This is a genomic window from Sphingomonas sp. Leaf10 (assembly GCF_001421245.1).
Taxonomy (GTDB): domain Bacteria; phylum Pseudomonadota; class Alphaproteobacteria; order Sphingomonadales; family Sphingomonadaceae; genus Sphingomonas.
The window spans coordinates 29,920-55,773 of sequence record NZ_LMKE01000003.1; the positions used below are offsets into that span (position 1 = coordinate 29,920).

The window sequence follows — 25,854 nt, forward strand, 5'->3', positions numbered from 1 at the left end:
TGTACCCTCCACATTGGACACACCTATGTTTGATCGAAATCGGGCGCTCTCCCTTCTCCGCACGGGATCTCAACGTCAGGACGCTGATTTCCGGGATGATCAGGAAGAGGCTATCCGCCATTTGGTTGAAGGGAACGGGCGTCTCCTCGTGGTCCAAAAGACCGGATGGGGAAAAAGCTTCGTCTACTTCATAGCCGCACGATTATTGCGCGAACAGGGCTTTGGCCCGTCTCTCTTAATCTCTCCGCTGCTGTCACTGATGCGCAACCAGATCGCGGCTGCCGAACGCATGGGCGTTCGCGCGGTCACCCTCCATTCGGGCAACGTCGCGGAATGGCCTGAGATCGAGGCTCGTATCGCTCAGGACGACGTCGATATCATCCTAGTTTCGCCGGAGCGTCTGGCGAACGAGCATTTCCAGACTGAGGTGATGGCGGGAATCGCACCACGGATCGCAATGCTGGTGATTGATGAGGCGCATTGCATCTCTGACTGGGGGCATGACTTCCGACCACAGTATCGCCTCATCGAACGGATGGTACGCAGACTTCCCACCAATCTTCGCTTGCTGGCGACGACCGCTACGGCGAACGATCGCGTGCTGCGCGATCTCACCGAAGTTCTCGGCCCCGACATCGCCGTCTCCCGTGGTGACCTGAACCGTCCCTCGCTCACCCTCCAAACGATCCGCCTGCCGGGGCAGGCCGAACGACTGGCATGGTTGGCCGATCAACTTGAGACTCTGCCTGGGCACGGGATCATCTATACGCTGACGATCCGTGACGCGGAGATGGTCGCGGCGTGGTTACGGTCCCGCAATTTCGCCGTAGCCGCCTATACCGGAGAAAGTGGTGAGCAGCGCGAGGCATTAGAACAGGACTTGCTGCACAATCGGGTCAAGGCGCTTGTCGCCACCACGGCGCTGGGCATGGGATACGACAAACCCGATCTGGCTTTTGTGATTCATTATCAGGTGCCGGGATCGGCCGTCGCTTATTACCAGCAGGTTGGGCGGGCGGGCCGTGGGCTTGATGCAGCTTACGGTGTGCTGCTCAGCGGCGAGGAAGAAGGTAGGATCACCGACTGGTTTATCGACAGCGCTTTCCCGAAGCCTGATGAGGTCGAGCAGATCATCGCCGCTTTGGACGCGGCGCCGGAGGGATTGTCGATCCCTGAGATGCAGAGCGTTGTTAATCTGAGCGTAGGGCGCATCACGCACGCCATTCAGTTACTGTCGCTGGAGTCACCTGCGCCCCTCGCAAAGCAGGGCGCGCGGTGGCAGCTCACCGCGGCACCATTGGGCAATGACTTCTGGTCCCGAGCGGAACGGCTGACCAGCCTACGTAAAGACGAGCAGCGACAGATGGAGGAGTATGTCGCCTTGCCGTTCGGCACACACATGCCCTTCCTGGTAGCTGCGCTCGATGGCGATCCGAGCGGCATCGCGCCGCCTTCGCTACCTCAGTTGCCAACAGCGCCGGATGCCGCCACCGTGCGAGATGCTGTCACGTTCCTTCGCCGAACGGACCTGCCGATCGAGCCTCGCAAACAATGGCCCGGCGGTGGACTGCCGCGCTATGGCCTGAGCGGCAGGGTTGCAGCCGAACGCCAAGCAGAGGCGGGTAAGGCGCTGTCTGTTTGGGGCGATGCAGGCTGGGGAAGCCTCGTCAGGGCCGGCAAGTACCAGAATGGTCGTTTCGATGAAGAACTGGTCCACGCTTGCAGAAAAATGGTGATCGACTGGAACCCGCAACCGTGTCCTGAGTGGGTGACGTGCATTCCTTCTTCCCGAAACCCGGATCTTGTGCCCGACTTCGCCAGGCGCCTGGCAATCGAGTTGGGCCTGCCGTTTCTTCCCGTACTCCGTAAGGCCGAAGATCGACCGGAACAGAAGGCGATGGCGAACAGCGTCCAGCAAGCCCGCAATGTAGATGGGTCGCTGGCGATTGATGAAGGGTCGGTTCCGCACGGTCCCGTTCTGCTGATCGATGACATGGTCGATTCGAGATGGACGTTGACGGTGGCAGCTTGGCTTCTGCGGGAGGCGGGTAGCGGTGAGGTTTGGCCGCTGGCCCTATCAAAGACGGGGCATGGGGAATGAGCGAAACCATCTCTCCAAATACACAGGCCATTCTCCTGCTTACCGCTCCCCTGATCGCGCGGGGCGGAGATACATCGGCGGACCTTCTGCCATTAGGCCTATACAAAAAGCTGGCGCGGCGGTTGCGCGAGCTAAACTTCCAGCCGGCTGATCTCCTGACTTCAGACTCAGCCAACGTTATCAGGTCGTGCGAAGAAGTAGTCGAGCCTGACAGGCTCAAGCGCTTGCTTGATCGCGGATTTTTACTGAGTCAGGTGATCGAGCGTTGGCAGGCGCGAGCAATCTGGGTCATCAGTCGGGCCGACCAGTCATACCCAAAGCGATTGAAGCGGTCGCTTCGCGAGGATGCCCCTGCTGTCCTGTACGGATGTGGAGCGGTCGAGCGGCTCGATGATGGCGGGCTAGCCATCGTAGGCTCTCGCCATGTCGATGATGATCTGGTCTGTTATACCGAGGCAGTAGGAGCGATGGCCGCAGGGTCGCATTATCCGGTGGTGTCGGGAGGTGCCAAGGGAATCGATCAAGCTGCGATGCGGGGAGCTGCGGAAGCCGGAGGTCAAGTCGTCGGGGTATTGGGGGATGGTCTGGAGAAGGCTGCTATGCTGCGCGAGCATCGCGCACCGTTGATGGACGGGCGGCTCGTGCTCGTGTCGCCCTATGATCCAAGCGCTCGCTTCAATGTCGGCCATGCGATGCAGCGGAACAAGCTGATCTACGCATTTGCTGATGCAGCCCTCGTAGTGAGTTCGGATGTTGGTAGAGGTGGAACCTGGGCTGGTGCAACAGAGCAGCTAGACAGGTATCGTTTTGTGCCCATCTACGTTCGGCAATCGGGCGGCGTGTCGGAAGGCTTGGACGCACTCCGGCGCCAAGGAGCACGGGTATGGCCGGAACCGAAGGATAGAGACGAATTCGCATCCATTTTTGAGCACGACGCTAAAGACGAACCCTCTGCGGATAATTCACTCTCGACGCAGTATGAATATATTGGAACATCCGCCCCTGAAGTGGATACTTCACCATTAGCTACCGAGCCGCTCCAGCCGGTTGCGGCGGAGATCCCCCCTCCTGCGGATCGACTTTGGGGTGTGGTTCGCCCTGTCTTGGCGGATTTACTGACAACCCCTCGCGGCGAAACTGCCGTGGCAGAAGCGCTCGATGTATCTAAAGTGCAAGCCCGTGCTTGGTTGGCTCGGCTTACGTCAGAGGGAGCGGCCAACAAAGACAAGTCCAACCGATACGTTGTTGTCCGAGATGGTCTATTTGAATTTGCTCGCTAGCTGGGCGCATTAGTGATTAGCTAAAGTTGTGCTCGGGGATTACGGATTGTGGATTACCGAGCGACACGTCTAATCTCTTTGACGAGTATTGGCGACAGATTGTAAGCCTCAAGCTGCGCATTCTTTAACCAAGCCTGCGCTTCAGAGGCAGTCATGCTCTTGTTCACCGCCGCATCGTTCAAGATTGCGGCGGTGACGCGCGAAAGGCCTAGGCTCATGAAGCTGATCATCGAACGGTCCGAGGCTCCAACTTCAAGATAAAGAGCAAGTGTTGGGATGGACTTTGATAGCTCAGGATAGCCTATTTCGTCGAAGACGCGGGAGAGCACCGCGCAGTAGCACGATATGAGCCGGACGACCTCAAAGCGGATAACCTTTTCAATTGTGTCAAGCGTATCACGGATCACACGACGAGTATTCTGCTGCCGCTTCTGGTTAATCGCGCTATCAATTATCTGCGGAAGGGGCTTCACCACCCGCTTCTTCTTCAGCTTGAAGGAGACGCGATTGTAGACGTTGTTGCCAACATATTTTTCGTTGCTCAGAATCTGGTGAACGGCGCTTCGCGTCCACGGTCTGCCGAGATCCGTTCTCTGCCCCTCCTCGTTGAGGATCACAGCGATCTCGCGCTCGGAACGACGCTCCTCAACGAACAGGCGGTAGATTCGCCGGACCGTCTCCAGTTCATGCGGTGGACCCGGCACCAGCACGACGCGATCGGTCTGGAGGCTCTTCTGCTCGCCGGCCCGAAGCTCTGTCTTCGGCGGCCCCTTCTCGTCGACGAGTTGCCGGCGCAATCCATACCCGGCAGGTCCGCCCTGACGATAGCCCAGCGTGACGAGGCGGCATTGGCCGGCAAAGACCTTCGTGGAGAGGTCGCGGCTGAACTCCCCCGCCATGACGCGGCGCACGCTCTTCATGATCGTCGAGCTGGGACTTCCGTCGTTCTCGAAAGGTTCGGCGCAGTAGTGGACGGTGATGCCGGCCTCGCGGCACACGAACTCGTAATAGCCGCTCTCGTCGGCGTCCTGAAAACGACCCCAGCGACTGATGTCGTAGACGAGGATCGCCGTGAAATCGGTGCGGCCGTTACGAACATCGTCGATCAGCAACTTCAGAGATTCGCGGCCAGCGATGTTGAGGCCGCTGCGCCCCTCATCGGCGTAGGTACGCACGATATCAAAGCCACGCCGAGTTGCATATTCGCTGATCGCGTCTGCCTGGTTCTCGGTCGAGTAGCGTTGATGATCGGTGGACATGCGGACGTAGCGCGCGGCCCGCGTCCTGGCCGGCGGCGCACTATCGAGACTTTCAGACCGCTCCGCTGCTGCCACGAGAATGTAGCTCTGCTGTGTTGAATTGGGTCAGCCGTATCCCGTGCAAGAGGGGATGTCTTGGTCCATGAAGGCGCGAACTTTTCAGTCCCACCGTGATGGGGCGCCACATTCGACGCTTGATGCCGCGATGTTCGCGCGCGAGATCGCTGCCGCGCTCGCTGCCGAATTTGGCGACCGGCCGCATAAGGTGAAGGAGGTCGCTCGAATCACAGGTTGCAGCGAGCGCACCGTCAAGAACTGGTTCCAGGCGCGCAATGGCCCCAGCGGCGAGTGCCTCATCACTTTGATGCGCCATTCCGATCAGGTGCTTCGGCTTGTCCTCCGCCATGCAGACCGCGACGATCTTCTGCGAGTGATCGACGTGTCCGAGGCGAAGGCACGGCTGGCCGAGGCCGTCACCACCTTGGACGGCCTGCTAGACGGTCGCGAAGAGGGGTTTAGAGGGATATAGCGTAGACGTAGTGCTCATCCGGGTCTGGCGCGGCCCGCCAACTTCCCCGAAATCGATCAAGCTTATTTACATAGAAGGGTATCGCTGGCTCCAACCAACAACCCGGTCAACATCATCTGCTGCAAACTGCATAGTGCTGTTAGCGAGCTATTCGGATGCTTCGTAATATCCAAGAATGGCCAGCGTGCGACGATCATCTGGTCTGCCAAGGAAAGCGCAGAGCCGCGTTCGTGCCACTGGGCTCGGCCTAGTGTGCATTACTGGACAGAATTCTGCCCCGGCGGCGTGATGATCTGGGCACAGTGCAGGCACATTGCTTCGGCCGGTCGTGGACGCCTGACGGGTTGAGCAGTACCGTCGTGTTGGGGGGTCAATCCCCTCGACATCCCTGAGCGCCATGGCAGCGACGAGCATCTCCACGATCTGCGCGGCACCTTCACGACAGCGCTGTTCGAAGCCGATACTCCAACGAGCACGCAACGAAGATTCTCGCACGGTCGCCATCTTACGTGGCAGGCATTCGGCGCTATTATGTTGACCGCGACCGCCACATCATGGCAATGGCGATGCAGCTGATGCCCGCCCTTTTAAAACTGGTTGCAACACTGGTGATGGCGGGATAGCCGGAGTAGCGGTTTTTCGCTACTTTGCGGGTGTAGCTCAATGGTAGAGCAGAAGCTTCCCAAGCTTACGACGAGGGTTCGATTCCCTTCACCCGCTCCACATTCGCGCTGAACCCACATAAATCCGCCATTCCGGCGTCCGGCCGCGCCTTGCGGGACACTGGATTGTGCACCAATCTGTGCACACGATGGTATCGTCCGCCCGCATGAGAGGTCCGCGCCGGCGTCCGGGCGAGACGTGGATGTGGCCTCGATTTCCTATCTATGGCGGCGCGGCGCGCGCTATCACTATCGCCGCAGGCTGTACCTGCGGAAAATCGTCAACCGTCCTATAACGGTCCCTTTGGCCACCGCAGATCCGGCCGAGGCACGTCGTCTCGCCACCCGGCTCTCGGCGAAATGGGAGGTGTTGACGATGCAGATGTTCGATCGTGCCGGTCGCGGCTTTCTGAAAGCGGGAGAGTTGGAAAGCGTGTTCCGGGCGGGTCTGGACGAGGAGCTGGGGCTGGCGATGGCCTCCCGGCTCGACGGCGGCGTGGCGGCGGGGCTCGACCAGCGTCCGCTCCGCGTCCTGGAGGCGACCTATCGGATCGCGGCGCGCCTGCCGGTCGATTCCGACAGCGTGCCGTCCGACCTGATCGACGAGCTGACCGACGGCTTCTCCGCACAGGACCGCGCCGCCGTCGTGCTCATGCTCAAGTCGCTCGCACCGCACCGAAGCGCGCGGCGGGACGCCGAGCATGCGGGGCTCAGAAGTTTCCCTTTGCCGCCTCCTGCAAGATGAGCTTGTCCAGCGTCAGGTCCGAGATCGCGCGCCGCAACCGGGCGTTCTCCTTCTCCAGATCCTTCATTCGCCGAGCCTGATCCGTCTTCAGGCCGCCATATTCCTTGCGCCAGCGATAGTAGGTCTGCTCGCTGACCGCGATCCGACGGCAAGCCTCAGCGGTCGTGCCGCCCTGACCCAGCATGATCTCAACCTCACGCAGCTTCCCGATGATCTCCTCGGGCTTGTGCTTCTTCGCAGGCATTCGTCGTCCCTTCCTTGGTCCAGACTGTCATAGTCGATAGACCACTCAAAAGGGGGCAGCTCACTAAGTGGTTTGAGGGCTGCCCAACTTCGCCCATTCGTTCATGTGCGATATGCGGGCAAAAGGCAGGGTGTGTTAGTGCGGCATTGGCTCGTTACTGCTCTTGAGTACCAGTTGACGCTCGAACCGGATGGGCGGCCCACCTTCGATGATATCGAAATGGTCCGCCCCGGCGGCGAACCGGATGACGATTCCCATGCCGCTTGCGAAGAACCGGTCGCCGGGTAGCGCGATCAAACGTTCGGGAGCGGGGCCGCCGGTATGCGCGTATAGTCCGTCACCGCGCGCCTCGAACGACACCGACAGACCGCCCCCTTCGAACCGTCCCACCCTGTTCGACAATGCGGTCGCGGACAGATGCTGTTCCGTTGCGGCCGGCGCAGCGATTTCGCTCCAGCCATACTCAGTTGCGACCGCCCGGACGATCTCGTCCATCAGCCGCCGCCCCTGTCCGCCATTGGTAAGGATCACGATGCCTTCGCTCCTGTCGGCATAGGCCAGCATCGACGACTGATACCCTTCGTTCAGCCCGTCATGCCCGAAACGCTTCGCCCCATCTGTGTAGAGGACCGGGCCAAGACCCCAATTGTCACGCACTGGCGTCAGCATCGTCGCGGTCATGTGAGGGGACAATCGGTGGCCCGGCTGACCCGCCGCCGATGTCTGTACGTCGATCAGCAACCGCGCAAGGTCGCTCGCAGTCGTCCACAGACCGGCGGGGCCGAGTTCAGGATAGAAGTGGTAGTTGCCCGCAATCGGTCGCCCGTTCGCATGACCGAAAGCGAGATCGTTGCCGATTGCCGGAGCGGACGCCAGCGAGAAGCTACTGCGCGTCATCCCGAGCGGGCGTAATATCTCGCGGTCGGCTAGCTCGGCGAACGACAGGCCGCTCACATCCGACAAGGCCCGTTGCGCCACGACATAGCCGCCACCCGAATAGCGCCACTGCCCGCCTGCTGGCAGGATGCTGCGAACCGGTTCACTGTTGGCGGGTGGCTTGCCGTCGAGGATTTGTACCGTGTCGGGCAGCGTCGTCCCGGACGCATAGCCCGGAAAGCCGTGCACGCTCAGCCCGGCGGTATGGCTGAGCAACTGCCGCAGCGTCACACCCTGTGGCGCCAGTTTCGCATCCGGCGGCAGGTGCCAACTGCGCAATGCAGTGTTGATGTCTGCATCGAGCGCGATCTTGCCCTGCTCGACCAACCGCAACGCCAGCATGGCCGTCACGACCTTGCTGATCGAAGCCGCCTGAAACACGGTGTTCGGCGTCACCGGCGCGCAAAGCGCAGCGTCCCTGACCCCCCAGCCCCGCGCCCATGCAATCCTGCCGCCGTGAATGACCGCCACGCTGACGCCCGGCACGCCATGGGCCCGCATCCGTTCGATCAGGGTGGACGGTCGCTCGCCCGGCACCCGTACCGGCCGACGCAGGTTGGCCATGACGGTGCGAACGCGAGCGTCGACCGGTCCGCCGGCAGCTTCGTCGAGGATGGGACAATCCCGCACTTCCGCCCGCGCCGGACCAGCAATCGACATACCAAGGAACAGCAGCGTCAGGACCATTCGCATGACCGGATTTCTCCTGTGAAACGGACGAGCGACACCGTTGCGTCACCCAAGGACGCAGCGACGTTCGCAATCTTCAGAACATCAGTCGGCCGTCTCGCCGACCATATCAGGTTCGGACAACTCGCTGTGCCAGCGCGCCATCGCTTGCAGAATGACCAGTTCGACGATCAGGATCGCCGACTGCAACATTAGTTGCGTCAGATCGAGGTAGAGCAGCACCATCACCGGAAGGACAGTTACGGTCGCCGCCAACGTCAGCGACGCCGTCTTCACCACGCGCGGCCAGTCCCGTTCGAGGATCAACCATGCCATGCGCAGATGCCCGACACCCAGCACCAGCAACAGCCCGATGAGCGAAGGCACCACCATCCGATATGCGCTGACGGTCAACGGATTCTGTTGCGCGATCAGGTCGATGACACCGGCATCCGGCACGAAGAACGGAAAGTCGAGTACGGCGCAACCAATCTGCAACGCCGCCAGCGGGACCATCAGCCCGAGCGCCAAGACATGCGCGGTCAGGGTGAAGCGCCCTTCCGCGTGAACCGGCAACCGCAGAACGGTCGCGAGGAAGCAGCCCAGCGCGAAGCGCAGCGCACCGCCGACCTCGATCGCAACCTCAAGCTCCGCTTGCATGGCGAGACCCCAAGGGCGACGACGTTCCTCCATGCAGGCGATTGCCAACGTCATCAAGGAGCGTGCCAAAAATGCCTTCATGCCTGCACTACTCCCCCGCCCGGAAAACCCGCCGGATCGATTACTTCGTGCGCCAGCGCCGCCCCTGTCGCAGTCAGGCGGTAGGCGTGCCGCGCCGGACGTCCTGGCCGCTCAGGGGGATGCCATTCTGCCTCGACTAGTCCTTGATCGGTCATCCGCATCAGCAGCGGGTATAGCGTCCCCGATTGCAGACCGGTTTCCTTCATCAGGTCATAGCCATAGCGCCACTGCTGCGTACGCGTGGAAAGCGCAGCGAGCAGCGTAAGCATCTGTCTGGAAGGGCGACGGCTTCTAGGCATACGCAAAAGTCACATATGTAGATTTATCCGTCAAGCCTGTTCATTCAACGAGAATGACCGGTCATATTTGCTGCCGTCACAAGCTGGCGTTGGGCGATAGGCGGTCTGTCACGACCCACTTCCAGACGTTCGGGCCAGCCTTCCCGTTTCCCAACTCCGGACACTCATTCATGCCCTCGGGTCTTCGAAGGCTGACGGCGACGTCCCCAACGAAACGCTCCATGGTCTTGATCATCAAACGCCTTTAATCTTGGCAAAGCACGCTTGCTCTCAGACGCGCATCGCCGCCACGAACGCCTGGAAAGCAGCAGTCGGTTGGCGGCGGCTCGGATAATAGAGGTAGTTCGGCGCCAGTATGGGTGCCCAACCGGCGAGCACTTCGACCAGCGTACCATCGGCCAGTGCTTGCGCGGCGTGCGGTAGCGGCAGGCAAGTCACTCCTAGCCCTGCCACCGCGGCGTCGCGCATCACGTCGATATCGTTGGTGATGAAGTCGCCGCGGACCGAGCGTTCCACCGTGCGGCCATCGCGCTCGAATTCCCACCGGTGTACGACGCCGGACGACGTGTACCGGTAACACAGGCACCGATGCGCGACGAGATCGTCGGGATCGGCGGGCGCGGGACGGTCGGCGAGGTAGGCCGGGGCGGCAACGAAGACGAGTGGGACGGTCGCGCTAATCCGCACCGATATCATGTCGGCCTGCAGCGTCTGCGCGTGCCGGACCCCGCAGTCGAAACGCTCCGAGACGATGTCGACGAACCCGTCATCCACTACCAGTTCAACGGCGATGTCGGGATAGGCGCGCGCAAAGTCGGCCAGCCGCGGCAAGATGGCGTAGAGCGCCGCGACCCGGTGCGCGCTGACCCGGATCCGCCCCGCCGGTCGTTCGCGGGCATTGTCCAGGTCGGCCAGCGCGTCCGCGACCGAAGCGATCGCCGGTCTCAACCGCGCCAGCAGTTCCTCACCTGCAAGCGTCGGCGCCAGCGACCGGGTAGTACGGTCGAGCAGCCGGACGCCCAGTTTCGTTTCGAGCGACCGCATCGCATGACTCAAAGCCGAGGCGGACAATCCAAGCCGCGTCGCCGCTCGCGCGAAGCTGCCGGCCTCGACGATCGTCTCGAACACCGCCAGACCGGACCAGAGATCGCGATCCATTCCTGAACATCCTTCAGCAACCCATGCGCCCTAGATGATCTAATCCTCGCGCCGTCCGGCGTCCATCTGGAGACGACACACTGCAGGATGCGATCATGAAACTCGACACCTATCGCCCGCTCGGCCGCTCCGGCCTTCTCGTCAGCCCGCTGGCACTCGGTACGATGACCTTCGGGACGCCGCGATGGGGGCTGGACGAGCGCGGAAGCCGCGCAGTGTTCGACCGCTACACCGATCTGGGCGGCAATTTCATCGACACCGCCGACGTCTATGCAGGCGGACGATCGGAAGAGATGGTCGGTAGTTTCGTCGCCACGCAATCGTCGCGCGACCGGCTGGTGATCGCGACGAAATCGGGGTTTGCGACCGGCCGCGGCTATCACGCAGGCGGCAATGGCGCGCGCCACATCCTTGCGGCCGTCGACGGATCACTCCGCCGACTCCGGACGGACTTCATCGACCTGTACTGGGTACATGTCTGGGACGGCATCACCCCGCCCGAGGAACTGCTGCGGACAATGACCGCGCTCGTCGCAGTGGGCAAGATCCGCTACTGGGGTATATCCAACACCCCGGCCTGGTACGTCGCCGAACTCGCGACGCTGGCACGGGTCCAGGGCGATCCGGCGCCGATCGGCCTGCAATATTTCTATTCGCTGGTCGAACGCGCTGTCGAGGCCGAGCACCTGCCGCTCGCGCGATCGGCGGGTATGGGTCTCGTGCCCTGGAGCCCCCTCGCCTATGGCCTGCTCACCGGCAAATACGACCGCGCGACCGTCGAGGCAGGTCCGAAGCGCATGGGCGGCGTCCCCAACCAAGCCGGGGAGGACGATACGGCGCGGCCCGCCAACGACAAGCGGCTCGATGGCGACAATCCGTTCGGCGACACACTGTTCACCGAGCGCAACTGGCAGATCCTTGACGAACTGAAACGCGTCGCCGCAGAGGTTGACGAGACGCCTGCGCGGGTCGCGCTATCCTGGGTGGTCGGACAGCCTGGCGTCACATCGACGCTGATGGGCGTGAGCCGCGCGGAGCAGGTAACCGACAATGTCGCTACCCTCGGCCTTACCCTATCACCCGATCACCGTGCGGCGCTCGATGCGGTGAGCGGTGGCAACCTTTCGTTTCTATACGGCCTGTTCTCCCCCGCCATGCGCAACCAGGTCGTCTTCGGCGGCGGAGACGTTCGAAGCTGAACCGTCATCCTGGAGCCGCTCGCCAAAGACGAAATCTGCGCGTGGGCGGCTCCAATCGACAAACTCCACGTTTGAAGCTGTACGGTCGGCAGCATGTTCGTTTGCCGAACGCCGGCACGGGGATAGTCATGCGGATCGGAATCATCGGGGCGGGAATGGCGGGCCTGTCCTGCGCGCAGACGCTTCGTCATCAGGGTCACAACGTCATCGTGTTCGACAAGGGGCGCGGACCGGGTGGCCGCATGTCGACCCGCCGCATCGACACCCCGCTGGGGGAAGCCGCATTCGATCACGGCGCGCAATATCTGACGGCACGCGATCCCGCGTTCGTCGCGCAGGTCGAGCGCTGGGCGCAAGACGGCCATGTCGCGCGCTGGTCGCCCGCCGGCCCGGGTGCATGGGTCGGGACACCGGCGATGAACGCGCCGATCCGCTCGATGGCGAGTGGCGGTGACGTCCGCTGGAACACGGCCATCCAAACCATGACCTATGACGGCAAATGGCGGATCCGTAACGAGCGGTTCGACGCGGCGATCGTCGCGGTGCCCGCCGAACAGGTCGCGCCTTTGGTCACCGCCCACGATGTCGCATTGGCCGATGCAGCCCGTTCTGCGGTGTCCGATCCGTGCTGGACCGTCATGGCGGCATTCGACGGCACCGTACCGATCGATCGCGATCGGCTCACGGATCTCGGCATCATCGGATCCGCCGTTCGCAACTCGGCCAAGCCAGCCCGGACTGGACCGGAGGCCTGGGTGCTCCAGGCCAGTGCCGATTGGTCGCGCGCGCATCTTGAGGACGATCCAAAAATGGTGCAACGCGCGCTTCTCGCGGCGTTCGCAGACCATATCGGCACCGGGTCGCCTGCCGTCATCGCGACCAGCGTCCATCGCTGGCGGTATGCGAAGGTCGACGCGTCGAACCACGGCGCGATCTGGAACGCTGATATCCGGCTAGGCGCCTGCGGCGACTGGCTTCTCGGACCACGGATCGAAGCTGCCTGGCTGTCGGGACAGCATCTCGCGGAGTTCGTCGGATCGACAAATCGGGCTGTTTCCAAACAGCATCTCTGATGCTGAGACCCAATTGCGGTCATTCGTGGCCACTCCACAGCTTCCCAACTTCTGCCATTCGTTCACCTCGTCGATATTGGAATAGTGCGGCGGATGGCTCGGAAGGCGCTGTCAAATGGATCGGCCGAATACCCCCGGACGGAGTGCTACTCCGGTCAGTCTGGTAAACGAGCGACGTACCCCGTCGAAAGCAAAGTTTGCTGGAATCCCCATTCGTTCGATAGGATAACGCCGCCAACAGCAAATGGGGGCGAAATGGGCTTTCGAGTTAATATGTTGGCTGGAACGTCCTTGTGGCTGGCGCTCGCCACGAGCGGCAGCGCATGTGCGCAAACTGCGCCGACTGACGCGGGAGAAGCGTCAAACCCGTCCGCGGCGGCAGAGCAAAGCGAACAGGATATCGTCGTCACCGGCATTCGTGGCGGCATCGAACAGGCGGTACGGATCAAGCGCAACGCGCCGAGCATCGTCGACGTGATCAGTGCCGACGACATCGGCCGCTATCCCGACGTCAACGTCGCGGAATCGGTCCAGCGCATCTCTGGCGTCCAGATCAACCGGACGCGTGGCGAAGGCCGCAGCGTCAACATTCGCGGTCTGCCCGACACATTCACGCTCGTGACACTGAACGGGCGGGCCGTTCCGAACGCGATCAACGACCTGTTCACCGGCTTCTCCCGCTCGTTCGACTTCTCGACGCTGCCGCCGGAATTCGTCCGCACGCTGGAGGTCTACAAGTCGCCTACTCCCGACCTGGAGGATGGCGGCCTGTCCGGCACCGTCAATATCCGCACCCCGCGCGCACTGGACCTCGGTCGCAGGATCGTGACGGTCGCGGCGCAGGCCGAGTATGAAAGCAATTCGGGCAAGGCCGCGCCGCGCGTATCGGCACTGTTCGCCGACCGCTTCCTCGACAACCGGTTAGGCATTACCATCGGCGCGTCCTACACTCAGCGCCGACCGCAGACGCATCAGATCGAGACCGGCTGGAACACGGTGACCGAAGGTCAGGGCGTACCGGCCGGCGGAGGCGCTGACGACCTGAATGGTGACGGGCGGATCGACCCGACCCGCCTTGTTCGCATTCCCGGCGTCGTGATCCAGGACATGTTCACCGAGGACAACCGCCGCCTGAGCGGGATCGCCTCACTGCAATTCCGTCCCGACGACCGGTTCGAAGTCTATGTCGACGGCCTGTACACCCGTGTCGACGTCGATGCCGTGCGCCAGGAAAACTTCCACAATTTCGCCGGATCGGGTGGTGTGGTCGCGTCGCGGAGCGAAGTTCTCGATGGCGTCGACACCGCGACCGACTTCACGGTCAGCAACCTCGATCTGCGCGACGGCGGGCGCTATCAGGATCGCAGCGGTTACATCCGCTCGCTGGTCGGCGGGTTCAAGTTCGACGACGGCGGATGGCACCTGCTGGTCGAGGGATCGGCGCAGAAATCGCGCCAGACCCGCAACACGCTCAATATCGCGGACAGCATCAACGGCACGGCGCGCATCGTCGCGCGGCCCGGCGACGTCGTGCCGAGCATCACCTATCTCGGCGATCTCGATACGCGACGCCTGAACCCGAACAGCTTTCGCTTGCTCAGTTTGAACGGTGAACTTGACCGGGTAACGAGCGACCGACTGCGCGACGTCAAGATCGACGTCCGGCGCGATTTAGGCGAACAAGGACTGACCGCCCTGCTCCTCGGCGCAAAGGCGACCGATCGGGCGATCTATGCTGACAACAAGGTGCTGACGGTTACCGCTGCCGGCGTGTCGCGCCTCTATGGCGGCCTCCCAGTGGGTCCGCTGCCGGGTTCGTTCAGTGCCGCGCCGTTCATGATTCCGATCGCACCCGGATCAGGTGCGTTCCTCGGCAGCTACGATGGCGACGCCACCTTCCCTACGCGATGGCTGGGTTCCGATGCGCGCAGCTTCGTCAGCCGCCTCCGTCCGGCGCAGTTGATTGCCGCCGGCACCTACACCAACGATGCCACCGGCATCCTCGATGTCGAGGAACAGCTGCTTGCTTTCTACGGACGCGGGGACATCGCGTTCGGGCGTCTCACCGGCAATGTCGGGTTGCGTGCGGTCCGTACCAGTCAGACAACGACCGGCGTCAGCCCGGACCTCAACGGCATTTCGGTCGAGGTCGAAACCGGAATGACCACCCGCGTTCCCGCCGCCGCGCCATTGCAGGTATCGCGGCGCTACTGGGACTATCTGCCCAGCCTGAACCTGAAATACGAGGCGACCGACGCGTTGCAGTTCCGCTTTTCGGCGTCACGTACGATTGCCCGACCCAACCTCGGCGACATTTCACCAACGACGACCGCCAATGGCAACGCCCTGACCGTCACCCGCAACAACCCCTATCTCGACCCGTTCCGATCGAACAATCTCGACGCGACGATCGAATATTATTTCGCTCGTGACGCGCTGGTCGGCGCATCCTTCTTCTACAAAAATCTGGAAAGCCTGATCCGACGTCAGATCACGGTACAGTCACTTCCCATCGCCTATATCCGGACGACGGGGACGACCCGGGTGCAGACCGACTTTACCGTCAGCCAGCTCGTCAACGGATCCGGCGTCGATCTGAAGGGGGTCGAACTATATTTTCAACAGGCCTTCACCGGCCTGCCCGCCCCGTTCGACGGTTTGGGGACGATCGCCAACTACACCTTCATCGACAATAGCGATCCCAACCAGCTGACCGCCGCATCGAAGCACAATTACAACCTCATCGGCTATTACGAAAAGGGACCGGTCGCCGCCCGTGTGTCCTATTCGTGGCGCAGCAGCTTCCTTGCCGCGGCGGCGGTCGCCCCGGCACAGGGGCGCGAGAACCGCACGTTCGGCACGCTCGACGCCAGCATCAGCGTCAAGATCACGCCGGAGGCGTCGCTGGTGCTCGAAGCGGTAAACCTGCTCGACCGCGATGAGGTCGTCGAATTCACCACCGGGCTGCCCGCCAACTATCTCGATGCCGGTCGCCGCGTGTTCGGCGGGCTGCGCCTCAGCCTCTAACCCCCTCATCCACGCGACAGCGTGAACGGTCTCGAAAAGGAACCATCATGGCCAACACCGTCGATCGCCGCGGCGTCCTGCTCGCCGGAACGGGCGGCGCCTTCGGCTTGTACAGCTGGGCAGCGGAAGCAACCGCGCAACAGCCGGCCAAGCGCAACCTGCGCCTGCGGCGACAGGGCACCGCCAAGCCGAAAAACATCCTGTTCGTGCTGACCGACGATCATCGTTACGACGCCATGGGCTTCATGAAGGCGCAGTCGTTCGGCGAGACGCCGACCCTCGACCGTCTCGCGCGGGAAGGCGCGCATTTCCGCAACGCGTTCGTCACGACCGCGCTTTGCTCGCCCAGTCGCGCATCGATCCTGACCGGGTTGTATGCGCATCAGCACAAGGTGGTGGACAACAACCATCCGATCCCGCCGGGGCTGATCTATTATCCCGAGTATCTGCAGCAGGCCGGCTACGACACGGCGTTCATCGGCAAATGGCATATGGGCGATACCGGTGACGAGCCGCAGCCGGGTTTCGACCACTGGGTCAGCTTCAAGGGGCAAGGCAGCTACCTCCCCAGCGCCGACGGACTGAACGTCGATGGCCGTCGCGTGCCGCAGAAAGGCTATATCACCGACGAACTGACCGACTACGCGATCGACTGGATCAACAAGCGCGACGCCAAGCGGCCATGGATGATGCACCTTGCGCACAAGGCGGTGCATTCCGAATTCATCCCGGCCGAACGCCACAAGGGCCGCTACGCGAACGAGACGTTCCGGTATCCCGAAAACATGCGCAAGGGCGTGCCCGGTCGGCCGATGTGGGTCGAAAACCAGCGCAACAGTTGGCACGGCGTCGACTATGCGTATCACGGCAATCTCGACATCGCCGACTATTACAAGCGCTATATGGAAACGCTGCTGGCGGTCGACGAAGGCCTGGGCCGCATTCTCGATCTGCTCGAACAGCGCGGTGAACTGGACGACACGCTGATCCTGTACATGGGCGACAACGGCTTCATGTTCGGCGAGCACGGACTGATCGACAAGCGGACGGCATATGAGGAATCGATGCGCGTGCCGATGCTGGCGCGCTGTCCGTCGCTGTTTGCCCCGGGCAGTCAGGTCGATGCGGTGGTCGCCAATATCGACATCGCCCCGACGATGCTCACAGCGGCCGGGTTGCAGCCGCCCGCGCATATGGCCGGGTCCAACATGCTGCCGATCGCGCGCGACAAGGCCGCTCCCTGGCGAAAGGAACTGCTCTACGAATATTATTGGGAACGCAATTTCCCGCAGACGCCGACCGTCCATGCGATCCGCGAGGACCGGTACAAGTATATGCACTTCCACGGTATCTGGGACCTCGACGAACTGTACGACCTTGCCACCGACCCGCATGAGAACGACAACCTGCTGGCGCGTCCGGGGCACGAGGATCTGGCAGAGCGATTAAGCGGTAGGCTGTTCACGCTGCTGGAACAGACCGACGGTATGCAAATCCCACTAAGTGCTGATGCCGGCTATCGCGCGAACCTGCGCAAACCAAGCGCGTCGGGCCAGGCTCCGTTTCCGCCAAGCTTTTTCCAACCGCCGACTCGCAGATCGCGATGATCTTCGAGCACTGAGAAACTGCGTAATCGCGTAGGACGACCCAGAACCAGCCATTCTAAGCCCTCCGCTCGTTACCCAACTTCTTCCATTCGTTCATGTGCTACATGCAAGCGCATGGCAGGTTGCGTCAGCACGGCATTGGCTTTCCGCCGCTTTCTGGCGGTTAATACCGCTCTCATGTACGTCAGCGTACCTAGAAATTAGGATATTAAATTTCTGTTTTTTCCACTAGGGGCTGTGGGGATTCACAGAGTGTGATGGATGTGATTCACGCTACGGATGGATCGAGACATACTGACGGACGTCCAGTGGGCGAAGATCGAGCCGCATTGTCTGGGCAAGCGGAGTGACCCTGGCCGAAGTGGTCGGGACAATCGGTTGTTTTTGGAGGCGGTGTTGTGGATCGCGCGCACGGGTAGCCCGTGGCGTGATCTGCCGGAGCGTTTCGGCAACTGGAGCACGGCCTTCCGGCGCTTCCGCGACTGGCGGGAAGCCAATGTCTTCAGGCGGATTTTCGACGCGCTGTCGGACGAACCCGACCTCGAATATGCCATGGTCGATGCGACGATCGTGAAGGTCCGCCGCCACGGTCAGGGCGCAAAAGGGGGACTCAGAGCCAGGCCATTGGTCGCTCCAAAGGTGGCATGACGACCAAGATCCTCGCGTTGACCGATGCACTGGGCAACCTCGTGCGCTTCCACCTGATGCCGGGACATCGCTTTGACACCGTCGGCGTTCCGCCATTGATCGACGGGATCGCCTTCGATGGCCTGATCGCGGACAAGGCGTTCGACAGCAACGCCATCATCGCCGATCTCGACGAGCGTGGAGCGGCGATGATCATCTCGCAGCACCCACGGCGCATCGGCGCACGAAAGATCGACCCGGCCATCTATGCGTGGCGGCACCTCATTAAGAACTTCTTTTGCAAGCTCAAGGAGTTCAAACGCGTCGCCATGCGCGCCTGCAAAACCGATCGCAGCTTCGAGGCCATGATCTACCTCGCCGCCGCGATTATCACTTCACGATGAATCCCCACAAGCCCTAGTTAGCCCGATAACGCTGTCAATTTGGTCGGTTAGCGAATGGTGGGTCTTCCATATATTATTGGGGCCTACCTGCGAGAGCAGTTGGCGATGAACCTTGAAGCAAGTGTTCATCTAGCTGGCTTGCTTGGATATGCTGAGGTTCAAGCGTTGCTACGGCAAGCTGCACAACTACTCGTCGAAAATCGGAAATCCTAGCTACTCAGATACGACGTTTGACCCATAGTATTCCGACAGGAGCGCCTGAATGAGGCGATAGTATCATTGGCAGGCATGACTCGGAAGCGGTCGTTGGAGGACAAAATCGAATATCCTGGAGCCAATGCTCGTTCCCGTTCATCATGGCGGCAATCCGGCTCGATGTCACTTGAGATGCAGTGGATTTGCCTTTCCGCCACGGATGCTTGGACTGCGGCGCCTTGGTCGGTCCGCCACGACGTGCTGGAACGGATGCCGAAGCAGCGTGGCAGCGCCTCTTCAGTGCAGATGTCGGCCGCGCGCATTCTGACCCAACGAGCCATAGGCAGGTCTTGGAAGACGCGAAGCTCTGACATTGTCATAAATCAACCGCGGTGATGGGGATCACCGTTCCACGATGTCCCGGTGCATGGGGGCGAGCTTGGACAACAGACGGTTTTGTGCGGCGAATGGCACATGCTCGGTGCGCATGGCGGCCTGCAGATTCTCGACCAAAGCGGCCATGTCAGCGCGCTGGATACCCATATCCTTATGCGCCCCTTTCATGTCCCGGCCGGTATAGGTACATCCGCCGGCGAGGATGAAGCAAAATTGCTCCTTCAGGGTCCGGCGCAGACGAACCATATCCTGGTTCCGGAAGATATCACTGATCCGTGCATCCTTTTCGCTGCGCGCGACGAGGTCGTCGACGATCCGCGAGACACCGGCACTGCCGTTAAACGCCTGCCACAGGCGGTCGTCCGGGAACGGCTTCGCACCCGCGTTCCCGTCGGATTGCATATAAGGCGCGACCGGCTCCTCGCCGGCCGGCACAGCGGCGACCATCTGGAGCAGTATGACGGCGACAGTCAGCATGTCAGAACGATCCCTGTACCGATAGAAAAGCACCGCGCTGACGGCGGACGGTAGCGATGTCGCCAAGGTCCACAAAGGCGGCGGTGAGCGATAAGTTGCGGGCAGGCGCCCAGACTGCGAACGCGTCCATCGCCCTCTGCTCGCGCGCGAAACCGAGATTGTTCGGTTTCGTCCGGCCCTCAACACCAATCACGAAACGCGGCGAGATCATGAGTCCGGCGGAACCCTCGAACTGCGGTCGGTAGCGATTATGGCGGTCGCCGCCGAAACCCAGCAAGCCGAACTGGTTCGCCTTGGTCGCGCGCATCGTGGCGTTGAGTACCAGGCTGCGTGACAGCACCACTTTGGTCGCCGCGACATAGAAGTCGGTGCCGCTGTCGTGCCTGCCGCCGATCGCACGGATGATTGCGCCACGGTTCGCGCGCTTGTGCTGCACGCCGATCGCGATCTGCGGCAGCCAGCTATCCTGTTCCCACACCGCATCGCCCATCAGACGCATCTTTACGCCATAGATGCTCTGTCGGAAGGTGAAGCCGCGACCCAGGCCAAGCGCCGCGCCCTTGGCCCGCGTGTCGAAACTCTGATTGGAATAGGACAGTTCGATGCGGTCGTTCGCCCCGATGGCCGCGCCATAGCTTTCGAGGTCGAAGTCCGGAAGTGCGACGAGCGTCGCACTCGCCTTGCCACCGATGCCGTCGCGCGTCTCGTTCCCCGCCACCACCGCCCATGTCGCCAGCCCACCACCGGCGGCACCTTCCACGGAAGTGACACCGTTGGTCAGCAGGAGTTTGCCGCCGGCGCGACGGTCCCGCGCCGACGCAGGCTGGGCGACGAACAGCAGCGCGATCGCCGCAACCGAACAATAGCGGATCATGCACGAATAGTACCGATCGAACCGACAATAGTTTATTAACGCCGATGTTCACAGGTTCGAAACCATCGCGCGCATACGTCTTTTCGATGCGAATTATCTATGCTTTCGCGCTTGCGAGTGTCGCCATATCGTCCGCCGGCATGGCCGCACCGGTCACCATTCAGGTGATGGGTACCGACGGACGTCCGCTTGCCGGCGCAGTGGTCGTCGTCACCATGCCCGGCGACAAACCGCCGGCTTCGAAGGGCCTTTATACGGTGGCGCAGCGTGACATCCAGTTCGACCCCCAGGTGCTGATCGTTCCCGTCGGCGGAACCGTCAGCTTTCCGAATCTCGACCGGGTACGGCACCATGTCTATTCCTTCTCGAAAACGAAGAAATTCGAGCTGAAACTGTTCGGCCGTGACGAAAGCCGGACGGTCACCTTCGACAAGCCGGGTGCCGTGGCGCTCGGCTGCAACATCCATGACGGCATGAATGGCGTGATCTACGTGACCGCCAGTCCCAACACCGCGCTGACCGACGCCAGCGGCCGGGTGCGGATGAATGTTGCCGCCGGTACCGGCCGGGTCGCGGTGTGGCATCCGACGATCCGCGCGCCCGGCAATACGCTCGAGCAACCGGCGTCGATCACGGCGGCGGGGCTGGCGACTGTTTTGCAGCTGCGTCGATGAAACCGCTGCTGCCGTCATTCCGTACCCTGCGTACCCGCATGACGGTCCTCTATGCCGGGCTGTTCACCATTGGCCTGATCGCGCTCTCGATCTTTGCGCAGGTGATGATCGAGCGGAGCGCGCGCAACTCGGCGACCGATGAGCTTGCGACCAGCGCCTCGGTCTATGATCGGTTGTGGCAGGAGCGGGAACGCTCGCTCGCCGGGGCGGCCGACGTCGTCGCCCGCGATTTCGGATTCCGCAGCGCGGTCGCCAGCAACGATAACGGCACGATTGAATCCGCGCTCGATAGCCTGCGGACGCGCGCCGGGGTGCCGCATGCCTTGCTCGTTACCAACGAGGGCGCAGTGATCGGCGATGCGGGGGAAATGGGAAGCGGGGTGACGGGCATCGTCGGCGGATTGCACAGTGACCTGCGCGACGCCGTGGTCGCCATCGGGAACAGGGTCTATCGCATTGTTACCGCGCCGATCATGGCACCGAACGAAATCGGGCGTATCGTGTTCGCGGTCCCACTCGATGCATCCGAGATGCGTGGCCTTGAAAAACTGTTCGCGATTCCGCTGACTGCGGAAATACTGACCCGGACGCGTACCGGGGTCTGGAGCAACGGGCAGATCACCCTACCAACCGATATGGGGCCAGCGGTGACGAACATCGCCACCCCTGCCGGACCGAGCTTCGCGATCGTCCGCCCCCTCGCTGCACCCAATGGCGACGCCCAAGCGGCGCTGCTGCTGCGCTATCCTATGGCCCGCGCAATGCAGTCGTACCGTTCGATCCAGTTGGGACTGGTAGCGGCCGGACTCGCGTGGCTGGTGATCATCATCATCGGCACCGGGCGACTGGCAAGCGGTATCGCCAAACCTATCGCCGCCCTCGACGACGCGGCACGACGTCTGGAGCAGGGTGACCGGTACGAGGTGCCGGTCGAGAGCGACGATGAGGTCGGGCGGCTCGCGCTGTCGTTCAACCGCATGTCGCTCGGCATCAAGCAACGCGAGCAACGCATCTCGCACCTCGCCTTTCATGACGGGCTGACCGATCTGCCCAACCGCGTCTTCTTCCAGCAATCGCTGGATCAGGCGGTGGCCCGCAGTCGGCGGCTGCACGAGCAAGTCGGCGTGCTGTGTCTCGACCTCGACGGTTTCAAAAGCATCAACGATACCTTCGGCCACCCGGTTGGCGACGCACTGCTTCGCCATGTCGCCCAACTCCTGTTGCAGATCGCCGATGGTGCGATGGTGGCCCGCCTCGGCGGCGATGAATTCGCGATCATTGTGCCCGAAGCGGGCGACCTAGGCCGCTCCCGCCGTCTGGCGCAAGCGATCGTCGACATATTTTCCGAACCGTTGCAGGTCGAGGATCGGATGATCGCGACCGGGACCAGCATCGGCATCTCGATGTATCCGGCGGACGGGCGCGACGCGACGGCATTGCTGAAGAACGCCGACCTCGCACTGTACCGCGCCAAACAGGAAGGACGCGGCAAGTTCCGCTTTTTCGAACAGTCGCTCGACGAGGCAGCGCGCAAACGGCGACAGATCGAGACCGACCTGCGCGTCGCGATACACAATGGACAGCTGCAACTGGCCTTTCAGCCGATTGTCGCCAGCGATGGTGAAGTCATCAAGGGGTTCGAGGCGCTGCTGCGCTGGCCGCACCCCGAACGCGGGATGATCCCGCCGGTCGAGTTCATTCCCGTCGCGGAAGAAACGGGGCTGATCATCCAGGTCGGCGAATGGGTCATGCACGAGGCCTGCCGCGTAGCGGCGACATGGCCCGAACATGTGCGGGTCGCGGTCAACGTATCACCGCTGCAATTCCGCGCGCAGGGTTTCGGCTCGATCGTGCTTCAGGCGCTGTCGGCCAGCGGCCTAGCCCCCAACCGGCTCGAGATCGAGATCACGGAATCGGTGTTCCTCGAAGGCGAGATGGGAGTGCTGCAAATCCTGCACATGCTGCGCGCACTGGGCGTACGCGTGGCGCTCGACGATTTCGGCACGGGCTATTCGTCGCTCAGCTATCTGCGCTCCTTCCCCTTCGACAAGATCAAGATCGATCGATCGTTCGTCACGAATGTGGCAAGCGACGTCAGCGCGGCGGCGATCGTCAAGGCCATCGTCGACCTTGCCACGGCGCTGAGCATGGAAACGACCGCCGAAGGGGTCGAAGACGAGAGCCAACATGCGCAGCTGCAGGCGCAGGGATGCAGCACGCTTCAGGGTTATCTTTTCAGCCGACCGATCGATGCGAAGGCGGCAGCGCAATTGCTGGCATCGACCAGGATCGCGCGTGCGGCCTGATAATTAGTCCGAAATTGTGAAGTAAGACGGCAAACTCGACCCAATAGCGGTCACTGGCAGTCATCTTGACTATTTCCAGAACCGGACGCTCGTTCATGTGAAGCTCACAGTCACTGTGGCAGGTGATGTTGGAGGAATGCCCTGATCGGAACTGGCGCACGGCCGAGAATGTGGGCGAGTGTCGTATCGACCCTTGCGAACTCACCCGCTTCTGCGGCTTGAAAATAGCCCAGCATGATCGCCCGAGTGCTTGCAGGAACACCGCTCTGGCGGGCTCGGGCATCAAGATGCTCCAAGCTGATCATCGTGCGTGAGGTTGCCTTTCCCATCCCCTCACCCGCCACTTGGGCGATGTCGGACAGATTCATGGCTTCGGACCCGGTCAGTGGCGGGGTTGGCCCGTCGATGACTCGGTCGCCTGCGAGCAGTGCCGCGTCGGCTGCAGCGAGGTCGTCATGGCTCGTCCATGCAACTGGGCCGTCGACAGGTGCGGTGATCGTGCCGCTCGCAAAGCCTTGCGCCTGCATGGCCAGCAGGCTCTGCGCATAAAAGCCATGACGAAGCGCCGTCCATGCGATCCCGGAATGTGCCAGCAGCTCTTCGGTGGCTGCATGGTCGCGTCCGGGCGGGAATAACGAGGTGGGTGAGGCGGAGACTTGGCTGGTGTAGAAGATGCGTGAAACGCCCAGTTCTTTGGCGATGGCGATTGCGTTGACATGCTGGGCGATAGGATCCCGGCCGCTAGCCGCGGCGTTGGACGAAACCAGCAACAGTTGCTCTGCCCCCTCCCATGCGTGCCGTAGGCTTTCCGGCCGATCATAATCGCCCTGTCGGACCCGAACGCCGCAGGCGGCGAGATCGCTGGCCTTCTCCGGCGAGCGGACACTGACGCTGACTCGCTCAGGAGGCACGCGCCCGAGCAGTTCAGCGACGATCCGCCTCCCAAGCTGTCCTGTCGCTCCGGTAACGATGATCATGATTGTCTCCGGCTGATGATGTGGTCAGGAGATGATCGATCTTCGGGCCAACGATAAGCGGCGTAAATTGAAACAGGGCGTTCGCGATGCAGAACAATATCAGCGCTGACGATCTCCTCGTCTTCCTCGCCGTACTTCGCGAAGGTGGCTTTCGCGCAGCAGCACAGCGCCTGGGTATCGCGGCGTCTAGGGTCAGCACCACGGTGTCGCGGCTAGAGCGGAAGCTTGGCACGCCTCTTATGCTGCGGACCACCCGCAGCATCAGGGCAACCGAACAAGGCGAAGCGCTTGCTGAGCGGATCATTCCGCTTTTCGCAGAGATCGACCAAGCCTGTGCGGACGCGACTGGCAGCGCCAATCACGTTCGCGGGCGGCTGAAGCTCAACGTGCCAGGCGCGATCGTGCCGGACATCCTTCCGCCCCTACTAGTCGCCTACCGGGAACGGTACCCGGACGTCGTGGTCGAAGTCCACGTCGAGAATGAGCTCGTCGACATCGTTGCCGATGGCTGCGATGCTGGCGTCCGCTACGGCGATGCGCTGCAAGAGGGCATGGTCTCGGTACCGATCGGCCCGCGGCGACAAGAGGTCGGGTTGGCAGCTTCGCCTGTTTATCTCGCACGTAGGGGCATGCCGGGCTCGCTGGAGGAACTAACCAGGCATGACGCGATCCGCTACCGACTGCCGAATGGCTCCATAATCCCGTGGCGATTACGGCAAGGCGATCAAGCCGTCGAAGTCACGCCTTTTACGAAGCTAGTGCTCGGCGTGAACGCCCTCAATTCGGGATTGGCCTATGCTCGAGCAGGCCTGGGTATTATCGGCATGTTCCGTAACTGGATGGAGGAGGATTTAGCGCTTGGAACGCTTGTTGCAGTGTTGCCCGAACTCTGGCCGCAATTTGACGGACCGCGACTTTACTACCCCAACAGACTGGCATCGCCGCCTTTACGTGCCTTCATCGCGATGTGCGGGGAGCCGAACATAGACGCACGCTAAGCCATCAGAGAATCTTTCGGTTTACGATCCGGCGGGCGTTCCGTTTTGCTTTGACCCACAATCGGTGATTGGGTGCGCCTCATCAGCTTCCCGTATTCTGCCATTCGTTCATATTGGAAACAGTGCATCCTACGCCGCCGCGCTGGTCGAAGAACGTCCGGCGTGGGTGGAAAGCTGACTACAGGGTCCCATCGCATCGGACCGATTGGGGGACAAGAATGACGGATCCGGTAAAATCTTGGGATGCGGCATTGGTCCGCAAATGGCTGGAACGCCGTTACGAGGCATCGCGACTGGATCAAGCCGCGGCTGATAGGCGCGGCTACGAAGCTCGGTATGATTTCGACAAGGCCGCGGCCGAGGCATGGGCGTGCCGCACGCTCAAAAGCGCGGACTG

At 61.9% G+C, this 25,854-nt stretch carries 19 protein-coding genes, 1 tRNA gene and 2 pseudogenes; 13 read left to right on the plus strand and 9 right to left on the minus strand.

The genetic code is table 11. From position 1 onward, the window contains the following. The first annotated feature begins 25 nt into the window (after positions 1-25). Together ASE59_RS05990 and ASE59_RS19030 are read left to right on the plus strand one after the other, a co-directional pair. A complete protein-coding gene (locus tag ASE59_RS05990; protein WP_056453664.1) occupies positions 26-2,101 on the plus strand; it encodes a RecQ family ATP-dependent DNA helicase in 2,076 nt (691 codons plus the stop codon). Beyond that, positions 2,098-3,381 (plus strand): DNA-processing protein DprA, encoded by a 1,284-nt coding sequence (locus tag ASE59_RS19030; RefSeq protein ID WP_082458134.1) that lies wholly within the window; start codon positions 2,098-2,100, stop codon positions 3,379-3,381. Before ASE59_RS05990 ends, ASE59_RS19030 begins: the two co-directional genes overlap by 4 nt. Positions 3,382-3,434: 53 nt before the next feature. Here the strand turns inward: ASE59_RS19030 and ASE59_RS06000 are convergent, their stop codons facing one another. After that, a complete protein-coding gene (locus ASE59_RS06000; RefSeq protein WP_082458135.1) occupies positions 3,435-4,640 on the minus strand; it encodes a recombinase family protein in 1,206 nt (401 codons plus the stop codon). Between the two features lie 142 nt (positions 4,641-4,782). Between ASE59_RS06000 and ASE59_RS06005 the strand changes: the two genes are divergently transcribed. From ASE59_RS06005 to ASE59_RS21020, 3 genes and pseudogenes are all read left to right on the plus strand, one after another. Next, positions 4,783-5,169, plus strand: a complete 387-nt coding sequence (locus ASE59_RS06005) for a homeobox domain-containing protein (protein ID WP_056453671.1) — start codon at positions 4,783-4,785, stop codon at positions 5,167-5,169. 649 nt (positions 5,170-5,818) lie between these two features. Further along, positions 5,819-5,892 (plus strand) — tRNA-Gly (locus ASE59_RS06010). A gap of 144 nt (positions 5,893-6,036) precedes the next feature. Further along, a pseudogene (locus tag ASE59_RS21020) lies at positions 6,037-6,189 on the plus strand (hypothetical protein); the annotation flags it as partial. 344 nt (positions 6,190-6,533) lie between these two features. Here the strand turns inward: ASE59_RS21020 and ASE59_RS06020 are convergent. From ASE59_RS06020 to ASE59_RS06035, 5 genes and pseudogenes are all read right to left on the minus strand, one after another. Next, positions 6,534-6,820, minus strand: a pseudogene (locus ASE59_RS06020) (transposase); the annotation flags it as partial. A 135-nt stretch (positions 6,821-6,955) separates the two neighbouring features. Beyond that, positions 6,956-8,449 (minus strand): serine hydrolase domain-containing protein, encoded by a 1,494-nt coding sequence (locus ASE59_RS06025; RefSeq protein ID WP_082458136.1) that lies wholly within the window; start codon positions 8,447-8,449, stop codon positions 6,956-6,958. 81 nt (positions 8,450-8,530) lie between these two features. Further along, positions 8,531-9,085: a hypothetical protein gene (locus tag ASE59_RS06030; protein WP_056453683.1), complete on the minus strand. Its 555-nt coding sequence runs from the start codon at positions 9,083-9,085 to the stop codon at positions 8,531-8,533. Positions 9,086-9,162: 77 nt separating this feature from the next. Then, complete coding sequence (locus ASE59_RS19035) at positions 9,163-9,435, minus strand: PadR family transcriptional regulator (protein WP_082458137.1); 273 nt, start codon at positions 9,433-9,435, stop codon at positions 9,163-9,165. A 300-nt stretch (positions 9,436-9,735) separates the two neighbouring features. Continuing rightward, positions 9,736-10,623 carry a LysR family transcriptional regulator gene (locus ASE59_RS06035; RefSeq protein WP_056453685.1) on the minus strand — a complete coding sequence of 296 codons (888 nt, stop codon included), beginning with the start codon at positions 10,621-10,623 and terminating at the stop codon, positions 9,736-9,738. 95 nt (positions 10,624-10,718) lie between these two features. On the opposite strand from ASE59_RS06035, the gene ASE59_RS06040 reads away from it, so the two are divergent. The 5 genes from ASE59_RS06040 to ASE59_RS19040 all read left to right on the plus strand — a co-directional run bounded on the left by ASE59_RS06040 (position 10,719) and on the right by ASE59_RS19040 (position 18,560). Further along, the gene (locus ASE59_RS06040; RefSeq protein ID WP_056453689.1) at positions 10,719-11,822 is read left to right on the plus strand and encodes an aldo/keto reductase; all 1,104 of its coding nucleotides are present in this window, start codon (positions 10,719-10,721) and stop codon (positions 11,820-11,822) included. A gap of 128 nt (positions 11,823-11,950) precedes the next feature. After that, entirely contained in the window at positions 11,951-12,895 is a 945-nt protein-coding gene (locus ASE59_RS06045; RefSeq protein WP_056453690.1) for an NAD(P)/FAD-dependent oxidoreductase, read from the plus strand. A 273-nt stretch (positions 12,896-13,168) separates the two neighbouring features. After that, positions 13,169-15,922, plus strand: a complete 2,754-nt coding sequence (locus ASE59_RS06050) for a TonB-dependent receptor (RefSeq protein WP_056453693.1) — start codon at positions 13,169-13,171, stop codon at positions 15,920-15,922. Positions 15,923-15,969: 47 nt separating this feature from the next. Beyond that, on the plus strand, positions 15,970-17,529 hold the full coding sequence (locus ASE59_RS06055; protein ID WP_056453696.1) for a sulfatase: 1,560 nt from the start codon (positions 15,970-15,972) through the stop codon (positions 17,527-17,529). 279 nt (positions 17,530-17,808) lie between these two features. Next, positions 17,809-18,560, plus strand: a protein-coding gene (locus ASE59_RS19040) for an IS5 family transposase (protein ID WP_156359897.1) whose coding sequence is annotated in 2 segments (ribosomal slippage) — positions 17,809-18,139 and positions 18,139-18,560 — 753 coding nt in all. Because the reading frame shifts where the segments join, the coding sequence is not laid out codon by codon here. 597 nt (positions 18,561-19,157) lie between these two features. On the opposite strand, the gene ASE59_RS06070 is transcribed toward ASE59_RS19040, so the two are convergent. Together ASE59_RS06070 and ASE59_RS06075 are read right to left on the minus strand one after the other, a co-directional pair. Then, complete coding sequence (locus ASE59_RS06070) at positions 19,158-19,628, minus strand: group I truncated hemoglobin (protein ID WP_056453705.1); 471 nt, start codon at positions 19,626-19,628, stop codon at positions 19,158-19,160. 1 nt (position 19,629) lies between these two features. Further along, positions 19,630-20,502: a DUF3034 family protein gene (locus ASE59_RS06075; RefSeq protein ID WP_056453707.1), complete on the minus strand. Its 873-nt coding sequence runs from the start codon at positions 20,500-20,502 to the stop codon at positions 19,630-19,632. 140 nt (positions 20,503-20,642) lie between these two features. Between ASE59_RS06075 and ASE59_RS06080 the strand changes: the two genes are divergently transcribed. After that, positions 20,643-21,176: a methylamine utilization protein gene (locus ASE59_RS06080; RefSeq protein WP_235515662.1), complete on the plus strand. Its 534-nt coding sequence runs from the start codon at positions 20,643-20,645 to the stop codon at positions 21,174-21,176. Continuing rightward, positions 21,173-23,482 carry a putative bifunctional diguanylate cyclase/phosphodiesterase gene (locus tag ASE59_RS06085; RefSeq protein ID WP_082458139.1) on the plus strand — a complete coding sequence of 770 codons (2,310 nt, stop codon included), beginning with the start codon at positions 21,173-21,175 and terminating at the stop codon, positions 23,480-23,482. Before ASE59_RS06080 ends, ASE59_RS06085 begins: the two co-directional genes overlap by 4 nt. A gap of 110 nt (positions 23,483-23,592) precedes the next feature. Here ASE59_RS06085 and ASE59_RS06090 read toward each other — a convergent pair whose 3' ends face one another. Beyond that, positions 23,593-24,459 carry an NAD(P)H-binding protein gene (locus tag ASE59_RS06090; RefSeq protein WP_056453710.1) on the minus strand — a complete coding sequence of 289 codons (867 nt, stop codon included), beginning with the start codon at positions 24,457-24,459 and terminating at the stop codon, positions 23,593-23,595. A gap of 86 nt (positions 24,460-24,545) precedes the next feature. On the opposite strand from ASE59_RS06090, the gene ASE59_RS06095 reads away from it, so the two are divergent. Next, positions 24,546-25,457 carry a LysR family transcriptional regulator gene (locus tag ASE59_RS06095; protein ID WP_056453713.1) on the plus strand — a complete coding sequence of 304 codons (912 nt, stop codon included), beginning with the start codon at positions 24,546-24,548 and terminating at the stop codon, positions 25,455-25,457. Positions 25,458-25,854: the final 397 nt, after the last annotated feature.

Excerpts from the sequence above, each read along its gene's own strand:
- ASE59_RS19030 (WP_082458134.1), top strand. The coding sequence starts at position 2,098 with ATGAGCGAAACCATCTCTCCAAATACACAGGCCATTCTCCTGCTTACC.
- ASE59_RS06035 (WP_056453685.1), bottom strand. The coding sequence starts at position 10,623 with ATGGATCGCGATCTCTGGTCCGGTCTGGCGGTGTTCGAGACGATCGTC.
- ASE59_RS06070 (WP_056453705.1), bottom strand. The coding sequence starts at position 19,628 with ATGCTGACTGTCGCCGTCATACTGCTCCAGATGGTCGCCGCTGTGCCG.
- ASE59_RS06080 (WP_235515662.1), top strand. The coding sequence starts at position 20,643 with ATGGCCGCACCGGTCACCATTCAGGTGATGGGTACCGACGGACGTCCG.
- ASE59_RS06095 (WP_056453713.1), top strand. The coding sequence starts at position 24,546 with ATGCAGAACAATATCAGCGCTGACGATCTCCTCGTCTTCCTCGCCGTA.
- ASE59_RS05990 (WP_056453664.1), top strand. The coding sequence starts at position 26 with ATGTTTGATCGAAATCGGGCGCTCTCCCTTCTCCGCACGGGATCTCAA.
- ASE59_RS06075 (WP_056453707.1), bottom strand. The coding sequence starts at position 20,502 with ATGATCCGCTATTGTTCGGTTGCGGCGATCGCGCTGCTGTTCGTCGCC.
- ASE59_RS06000 (WP_082458135.1), bottom strand. The coding sequence starts at position 4,640 with ATGTCCACCGATCATCAACGCTACTCGACCGAGAACCAGGCAGACGCG.
- ASE59_RS06030 (WP_056453683.1), bottom strand. The coding sequence starts at position 9,085 with ATGCAAGCGGAGCTTGAGGTTGCGATCGAGGTCGGCGGTGCGCTGCGC.
- ASE59_RS06040 (WP_056453689.1), top strand. The coding sequence starts at position 10,719 with ATGAAACTCGACACCTATCGCCCGCTCGGCCGCTCCGGCCTTCTCGTC.
- ASE59_RS19035 (WP_082458137.1), bottom strand. The coding sequence starts at position 9,435 with ATGCTTACGCTGCTCGCTGCGCTTTCCACGCGTACGCAGCAGTGGCGC.
- ASE59_RS06045 (WP_056453690.1), top strand. The coding sequence starts at position 11,951 with ATGCGGATCGGAATCATCGGGGCGGGAATGGCGGGCCTGTCCTGCGCG.
- ASE59_RS06005 (WP_056453671.1), top strand. The coding sequence starts at position 4,783 with ATGAAGGCGCGAACTTTTCAGTCCCACCGTGATGGGGCGCCACATTCG.
- ASE59_RS06025 (WP_082458136.1), bottom strand. The coding sequence starts at position 8,449 with ATGCGAATGGTCCTGACGCTGCTGTTCCTTGGTATGTCGATTGCTGGT.
- ASE59_RS06050 (WP_056453693.1), top strand. The coding sequence starts at position 13,169 with ATGTTGGCTGGAACGTCCTTGTGGCTGGCGCTCGCCACGAGCGGCAGC.
- ASE59_RS06090 (WP_056453710.1), bottom strand. The coding sequence starts at position 24,459 with ATGATCATCGTTACCGGAGCGACAGGACAGCTTGGGAGGCGGATCGTC.
- ASE59_RS06085 (WP_082458139.1), top strand. The coding sequence starts at position 21,173 with ATGAAACCGCTGCTGCCGTCATTCCGTACCCTGCGTACCCGCATGACG.
- ASE59_RS06055 (WP_056453696.1), top strand. The coding sequence starts at position 15,970 with ATGGCCAACACCGTCGATCGCCGCGGCGTCCTGCTCGCCGGAACGGGC.